A 7,533-nucleotide genomic window follows, 5' to 3' on the forward strand; every position below is an offset into this window, starting at 1 on the left:
AGCCGCCTCGGTAAGGCGGTCAATAATGAAAATGATGGCACAACAGTCTGCCACACCGGTTTCACCTGCAGGTTTACGCTGTTATTCATTGAAGGTTAATGGCGAAGAAAGGGAAGTTACCAGCTACCGCGATACCTCGTTATTACTGGTATTGCGTAATGAATTGTCGCTTAACGGTCCGAAGTATGGCTGCGGCCTCGGCGAATGCGGTGCCTGCACCGTGATGATCGATGGCGTTGCGGCACGTTCCTGCGTCATTCCAGCGTATGGCGTGCGGCAGCGCGCGGTGACCACCCTTGAAGGGTTGGGAAGCCGTGACGCGCTGCATCCGGTGCAGCAGGCGTTTATTGATGAACAGGCCGCACAATGCGGCTATTGCCTGAATGGCATGATCATGACCACCGCCGCGCTGTTGCGCGATCTCCCCTGCCCCAGTGACCAGCAAATCCGCTCCGCACTGAGTGGCAATCTGTGTCGCTGTGGCACCCATCAGGAAATCCTCTGTGCGGTGAAACGTGCGGTGCAACTCTGTTTACAGCAGGCGGAGGCACAGCAATGAGTCATTCCGCTGTCCCCACCCAGCAGCAGTTGCTGGATGCCGATAATGTGTTGCTGATCGTTGATGAGATTCAGCCCCCGCCAGGCCTGGTGCCAAAAGGACAAACGCCGAGCCTGAAACCGAAAGAACTGGCGTTGTTTCTTGCCATTGATGGTGCGGGCAACGTCTGGGCGTTTAACGGCCATGTTGATCTCGGCACTGGGGTGAAAACCGCGTTGACGCAAATCGTTGCGGAAGAACTGAATCTGCGCATGGATCAGGTGCAGATGGTGCTGGGTGATACGCTCCGCGTCCCCAATCAGGGCGCGACCATCGCCAGCGCCACCTTACAGATTTCCGCCGTTCCGTTGCGTAAAGCCGCCGCCGTTGCGCGCCAGTGGCTAACCCAGCAGGCAGCAGCGCGTTTGCAGGTCACGGCTGATGCATTAACCCTGGATGCCGGGGAGTTTCGCCTGGCAGATGGCACCACCCTGAGCTTCGCGCAACTGGTCCACGGACAACGCTGCCAGTTACCTATTGCTGACGATGTGCCGCTAAAGCCCGCCAGTGAATATCGCTTAGTCGGCACCAGCTCACAGCGTGTCGATATCCCGGCCAAAGCCACCGGCGAACTGACCTGGGTGCATGATATGCGCCTGCCAGGGATGTTACATGGCCGGGTGATCCGCCCGCCCTATGCCGGGTATGACACCGGACAGTTTGTTGGCACTTCGCTGCTAAGCATTGATGAAAGCTCCATTGCCCATCTCGACGGTATCGTCAAAGTGGTGCAAATCGCTGATTTTGTTGGCGTGGTGGCGGAACGCGAAGATCAGGCCATCGTCGCGATGGAAACCCTGAAAGTTCGCTGGAAGCCCTGGGAGCATATGCTGCCGGATATGCGCGACGTCGAGAAAGCGATTCGCGATAACCCCCGCACCTCGCGTGTGGTGCATGATACCGGCGAGGTTGATACGGCGCTGGAGAACGTTACGCAGCGCTTTACCCGCAACTACGTCTGGCCGTATCAGCTGCATGGCTCGATTGGCCCGTCTTGTGCGGTGGCTGCTTATGACGAGGTGGGTTTGCAGGTCTGGAGCGGTACCCAGAATCCTCATCTGCTACGTGCTGACCTCGCCTGGCTGTTCGAAATCCCGGAAAGTGATATCGAGGTGAACCGCATGGAGGCGGCCGGTTGCTATGGCCGCAACTGCGCGGATGATGTGGCAGCGGATGCTGCACTGCTTTCCCGTGCCGTCGGTAAGCCGGTGCGCGTGCAGCTGACGCGCGCGCAGGAACACGTCTGGGAGCCGAAAGGCACCGCCCAGTTGATGGATGTGGATGGCGGCCTCGATGCTGAGGGTAACCCGCATGTTTACGACTTCACCACTTCCTACCCTTCCAACGGTGCACCCACCCTGGCGCTGTTGCTGACCGGACGCGTTGACCCGGTAGCACTGGCGTACGAGATGGGCGATCGCACCTCGATCCCACCTTACGACTTTCCGCATATGCGCGTCACCATCGAGGATATGGCTCCGATTGTGCGCGCATCATGGATGCGTGGCGTGTCGGCATTGCCAAATACCTTCGCCCACGAATCCTATATGGATGAACTGGCGCACGCGGCAGGCGTCGATCCGGTCGAATACCGGCTGCGTTATATCCAGGACGAACGCGCCGCTGAGTTGATCCGCTCCACCGCCGACCGTGCAGGCTGGACGCCACGTACCGAACCGATGCAAAACACCAGCGAACCCGGCGTGTTACGCGGTCGCGGCTTCGCCTATGCGCGTTATATCCACAGCAAATTCCCCGGCTTTGGCGCGGCCTGGGCCGCCTGGGTGGCCGATGTGGCTATCGATAAGCAGAGCGGCGAAATTGCCGTGACGCGCATAACCGTTGGTCACGATGCGGGCATGATGGTCAATCCTGCCGGGGTGAAGCACCAGATCCACGGCAACGTTATCCAGTCCACCAGCCGTGTGCTGAAAGAACAGGTGACGATTGAAAGCAATATGATCGCCAGCCAGGAATGGGGAGGTTATCCGATCCTCACTTTCCCGGAAGTGCCGGATATCGATGTGATGATGATGCCGCGCCCGTATGAGCCTCCGCTCGGTGCCGGGGAATCCGCTTCGGTTCCCAGCGCGGCCGCCATTGCCAACGCGGTGTTTGACGCCACCGGGATCCGCTTTCGCGAGTTGCCCATCACCTCGGACAAACTGCGCCAGGCACTGAACGGACCGGACCCGCAACCCGAACCCGCATTGCCCGCGCCGCAACGCAAAAAATCCACCCGCCGCCGTAAATGGGCCTTTGGTGGTGCGGCGGGTTTACTCGGTGCAGCGATCGGCATTGCCACCAATGCCCTGCCCTGGCGTGCGGCTATCGCGCCGGTCACCCCACCGCAGGCGGGTAGCTGGTCAATGGAGATGCTGGAGCGCGGTCGTCAGGTGGCCGCTACCGGTGATTGCGCGGTGTGCCACACCACCGAGGGCGGAGCCACCAACGCCGGTGGTCTGAAGATGGATACGCCGTTTGGTGCCCTCTACACCACCAATATCACGCCGGATAAACAAACGGGCATCGGTAGCTGGTCTTTTACCGCCTTCGATCGCGCGATGCGCCAGGGCATCAGCCGTGACGGTCATCATCTCTATCCGGCGTTTCCCTACACCTCTTTCCGCCAGTTAAGCGAAGAAGATATGCAGGCATTGTATGCGTACCTGATGTCGCAGCCTGCCGTTGAACAGACGCCGCCGCCTAATGACATGCGGTTCCCGTTCAATATGCGTTTCCTGATGGCGGGCTGGAATACGCTGTATCTGCGCAGTGGTGAATATCAGAACGATCCGGCTAAAAGCGCCGAATGGAATCGCGGGGCTTATCTGGTCAACGGGGCCGGTCACTGTGGAGCCTGCCACTCCCCGCGTAACCTGATGGGAGCGGAAAAATCCGGCGATCAGTTCCTCGCAGGTGGCTGGGTCGATGGCTGGGAAGCGCCAGCACTGAATCAGCTCAGCAAAGCGCCACAACCCTGGACAGCGGATTCGCTCTATAACTATCTGCGGAATGGTTATGACGATAAACATGGGGTTGCTGCCGGGCCAATGGCACCGGTGGTAAGCCATCTGGCGACGCTGCCGGAAGCGGATGTGCGGGCGATGGCGAGTTATCTGGCGGATATTAATGGTCAGACAGCCATGCCTGAGCCGGTGCCGCAGCCGTTAATCAAACCGGCATGGAACACTGCTGCCGGGGAACGCTTGTTCAAAGGTGCGTGTCAGGCATGCCACAGCGCCAGCGAGGGTGGGCCGACGCTGTTTGGCGTGAGTCCGGCCATGGCCAACAGCAGCAGCCTGACCAGCGCGACACCCGATAATCTGTTGCAGGTGGTGCTGCATGGCATCGACAAGCCCGCAACCGATGAACTCGGTTATATGCCGGGCTTTGCTGCCAGTTTGTCGGATAAGCAGGTGGCAGACATCGCAGCATATCTGCGCCAGCGTTATGCCCCGGACCAGCCAGACTGGGCTGACTTAACGGAAAAAGTGGCGCAGGTACGCGCGAATCCCAGCAGCCACTAACGCGGAGGAAGTCTATGTTGTCACTCGATCAACGCGTTATCGACCAGGCATTGCTGTGGCTGCAACAGGGCAAGACCATCTGGCTATGTACCGTGCTGCATAGCTGGGGGTCAGCCCCCCGCTCACCCGGCGCCATGCTGGTGGCTGACGCGCAAGGCAACTGGGTAGGGTCACTTTCGGGCGGCTGCATTGAGGAGGATTTCCTGGCGCGGCTGCAACAGGGTGCTTATCCGCAGCCAAGTGAGCAGGTGCGTTACGGTGCCGAAGGACTGGCACCCCCGGTGCAGCTGCCCTGCGGCGGCATCCTGGATGTGCTGGTGGAATGTATTGCGCCTCAGGAACGCTCGCTGGCGTTACTGAGTGCCATGCAGGCCGCGCTCAGTGGTGGCTCGTTGCTGACGCGCTATATCACGCTGGGGGTCGATCATGAATGGCAGATTCTGGCTCCCGGTACGCCGCAAACATTGCTGCGCTATGACGATAACAGTGCGGTATTGCCGGTTGGTGCCGTGACCACGGTGTTTATCGCGGGTTATTCAGCGGTGGCGAACGATTGTATTCGTCTGGCGCTGATGCTCGGTTTCCGCGTGGTGGTGTGTGAACATCGTGATGCCGAATTCGACCAGTTATGCGCAGCAGTACAACCTGCTGATAATTTGCATTGTTTTCGCCAACATCCAGCACGATATCTGGAAAAATCGGGTGCTTCGGCGGGAACAGCGATCCTTTGTCTTACCCATGATCCACGCGTCGATGATTTGACGCTGATGGAAGCAGTCAATACGCCAGCGTTTTATATTGGTGCCATGGGGTCGGCGAAGAATAGCCAGCGCCGTTTTCAGCGCCTGGCAGAACTGGGGGGATTACCCGAACAGGCGCTGGCACGGATTCATGCGCCGATCGGTTTGCCGATTGGCAGCAAAACGCCTGGAGAAATCGCCCTCGCGACGCTGGCGGATATTGTTCGTGTCAGGAATGGTTTGTAGTACCGGGAAGATCCGCATCACGAATCACCCCGGCGTGCGCACTGATTTTTTGCAGGATCGTCGGATCCAGCAAGGCGCGTGCGCCATTATCACCGCTGAGCTGACTCAGTGCCTCACCATAACGTGCCGCAAAGCCTACCGGGTGCCCAGGCAGTTGATCCCAACACAGACGCACCTGTTGCGCTCCTGCGGTAAGCAGACCCGCTACGCGTTGGTGATCCTGTGCCGTTACCCATGCCATATCACCCGGTTGAATGAGCCAGCCTGACCAGACTCGCGTTTCCCGTACTGCCGCCGCAATGCTTTCGCCACTGCCTTCACTGGCAACGGTGATAGCAGGAACCCGGTATTGCTCCGCAAGTGCAAGGATCGCGTGATATTCAGGACGTGTGACCAGCAGCAAAGGCAAGCCGGAAGCCTGCGCCTGTTGCAACGTCAGCGCCAGCAGAGGTTGCCGGTTTTCCTGTGGTGCCAGCAGTTTATTGCCCTGCCCGCCGGCACGGGTAAACCGTGTCCCCAGGCCAGCAGCAAGGATGATGATGCCAGGTGTGTTCATATGAATTGACGGTTGCTAAATCAGGGCACGTAGTATCACGTGCCCCGGTTAAGTTAGCGACGATTTTTCCATACCGTCTGGATATTACAGAACTCGTAAACACCAAAGCTGGATAACTCGCGGCCATAACCACTTTTCTTCACGCCGCCAATCGCTACACGCGGATCGGAAGCACCGTTGCCGTTGATGAAGACTGCGCCGGTTTCCAGTTTGCTGGCCAGTTCATTAGCGACTGCTTCATTGCCGCTCCAGACGGTGGCGCTGAGGCCAAACTCGCTGTTGTTTGCCAGCTCTAAGGCATGCTCTGCATTACGAGCAATGGTGATCGCGGCAACCGGGCCAAAGATCTCCTGCTGGAATGCCGTCATTGCCGGTGTCACATCTGCCAGGATCGTCGGCGCATAGTAGTTACCCACACCTTCGATCTTATGACCACCGATGACCAGACGTGCACCCTCAGCAATGCTCTGCTGCACCTGCTTATCCAGTTCATCACGCAGATCGTAACGCGCCATCGGACCAATATAGGTTGCTTCATCCAGCGGATCACCGATTTTCAGTGCCTGCACCGCTGCGCTAAAACGCGCCTCAAACGCTTGAGAGACGCTTTCTTCAATGATGAACCGTTTGGCCGCCATGCATACCTGTCCGGTGTTCTGGTAGCGTCCTGTGACCGCTGAAGCCACTGCAGCGTCCAGATCTGCATCGGCGAGAACGATAAAAGGATCGGCACCACCCAGTTCCAGCACGGTTTTCTTCAGGACAGCACCCGCCTGTGCGGCAATTGCGCCTCCTGCACGCACGCTGCCGGTAACGGCAACTGCGGCAACGCGCGGATCTTTTATCGCTACTGAGACGCCATCGTTATCAACATTGATGACGTTGAAAGCGCCTTTGGGCAGGTCGGTCGCATCAAACAGGCTGGTCATCAGGTTGGCACAGCCCATTACGCTGGGGGCATGTTTCAGCAGGTAAGTATTTCCTGCCAGCAACATGCTTACTGCTCCACGCAGTACCTGCCAGTATGGGAAGTTCCACGGCATGACCGCCAGGATCACACCAAGCGGACGAAATGCCTGCCAAGCCTGCTGATTTTCCACCAGCGTCGGTTTGTCCGCCAGCATCGCCGGGCCTTGTTCAGCATACCAGTCACACAGGTTGGCGCATTTCAGTACTTCAGCGCGTGCCTGGGCAACAGGTTTACCCATTTCCAGAGTCGCCATGGTGGCCAGCTCATCCTGACGCTGGCGGATCTGTTCTGCTAATTGGCGCAGAACCAGCACGCGCTGATCCAATGTTGTGTTACGCCACTGGTTGAAAGCCTGTGCACTTTGCTGCAGTGCGTTTTCCAGTTCAGCAGGCGTTTGTAGCGGATATGTCGCCAGGGTTTCACCGTTGGTGGGGTTACGTGAGATTACATTTTCAGTCATAACAACCTTCATCGTGAGTTTGTGTCGTCAATGAAGCTTACCTTACGCTGCAGCTGGATTATTGAAAAATGAATATTAATGACAAAGTTGTTCTCACTATGAGAAGAATATGGGGTTTAACTTGCGTGCGGCTAATGTCAGGATCCTGAATATGTAGCTGACGGTGTTTTATTTCCGATCGTGCTTTATTCCACGTTCTAACTGGGTTTTTCAAAGAGTTATCCAGTTATACAGTGATTAGATCTCTAAGAAAGATCATAGAGAGATCTAAAAGAGATCCAAAGAGATCCCCGATCGTCGCAGGCCGCACCGGCCAAGGGCTGAGAAGGTGATCGTGTTCACTATAATCAGCAAAGTGTTCACTGTAATCAGTATTATATTCACTGTAAGCAGTAGAATGTTCACTATAAACAGTGTTAATGTTCACTGTAAT

General features: G+C 57.3%; 5 protein-coding genes. 3 read left to right on the forward strand and 2 right to left on the reverse strand.

Annotated features, from left to right (window positions below):
- Window positions 1–31 precede the first annotated feature (31 nt).
- From AC6I8X_RS23140 to AC6I8X_RS23150, 3 genes are read left to right on the forward strand one after another with little or no spacing between them, the layout of a single operon-like run.
- Complete coding sequence (locus AC6I8X_RS23140) at window positions 32–559, forward strand: (2Fe-2S)-binding protein (protein WP_415860494.1); 528 nt, start codon at window positions 32–34, stop codon at window positions 557–559.
- Window positions 556–4,128 (forward strand): molybdopterin cofactor-binding domain-containing protein, encoded by a 3,573-nt coding sequence (locus tag AC6I8X_RS23145; protein ID WP_497841261.1) that lies wholly within the window; start codon window positions 556–558, stop codon window positions 4,126–4,128. The genes AC6I8X_RS23140 and AC6I8X_RS23145 overlap by 4 nt, the downstream gene beginning before the upstream one ends.
- A 14-nt stretch (window positions 4,129–4,142) precedes the next feature.
- Window positions 4,143–5,114, forward strand: coding sequence for an XdhC family protein (locus AC6I8X_RS23150; RefSeq protein WP_497841262.1), 972 nt, complete (start codon window positions 4,143–4,145; stop codon window positions 5,112–5,114).
- On the opposite strand, the gene AC6I8X_RS23155 is transcribed toward AC6I8X_RS23150, so the two are convergent.
- Together AC6I8X_RS23155 and AC6I8X_RS23160 are read right to left on the reverse strand one after the other, a co-directional pair.
- Window positions 5,098–5,670, reverse strand: a complete 573-nt coding sequence (locus AC6I8X_RS23155; RefSeq protein WP_497841263.1) for a nucleotidyltransferase family protein — start codon at window positions 5,668–5,670, stop codon at window positions 5,098–5,100. The genes AC6I8X_RS23150 and AC6I8X_RS23155 overlap by 17 nt on opposite strands.
- 53 nt (window positions 5,671–5,723) lie before the next feature.
- Window positions 5,724–7,100 carry an aldehyde dehydrogenase family protein gene (locus AC6I8X_RS23160; protein ID WP_313684939.1) on the reverse strand — a complete coding sequence of 459 codons (1,377 nt, stop codon included), beginning with the start codon at window positions 7,098–7,100 and terminating at the stop codon, window positions 5,724–5,726.
- Window positions 7,101–7,533 lie beyond the last annotated feature (433 nt).

The organism is Pantoea sp. X-Soil-TKNS-1280 (assembly GCF_059730475.1).

Bases quoted from the DNA above. Each gene is read 5' to 3' on its own strand.
- AC6I8X_RS23145 (WP_497841261.1), top strand. From the start codon at position 556: ATGAGTCATTCCGCTGTCCCCACCCAGCAGCAGTTGCTGGATGCCGAT.
- AC6I8X_RS23160 (WP_313684939.1), bottom strand. From the start codon at position 7,100: ATGACTGAAAATGTAATCTCACGTAACCCCACCAACGGTGAAACCCTG.
- AC6I8X_RS23140 (WP_415860494.1), top strand. From the start codon at position 32: ATGATGGCACAACAGTCTGCCACACCGGTTTCACCTGCAGGTTTACGC.
- AC6I8X_RS23155 (WP_497841263.1), bottom strand. From the start codon at position 5,670: ATGAACACACCTGGCATCATCATCCTTGCTGCTGGCCTGGGGACACGG.
- AC6I8X_RS23150 (WP_497841262.1), top strand. From the start codon at position 4,143: ATGTTGTCACTCGATCAACGCGTTATCGACCAGGCATTGCTGTGGCTG.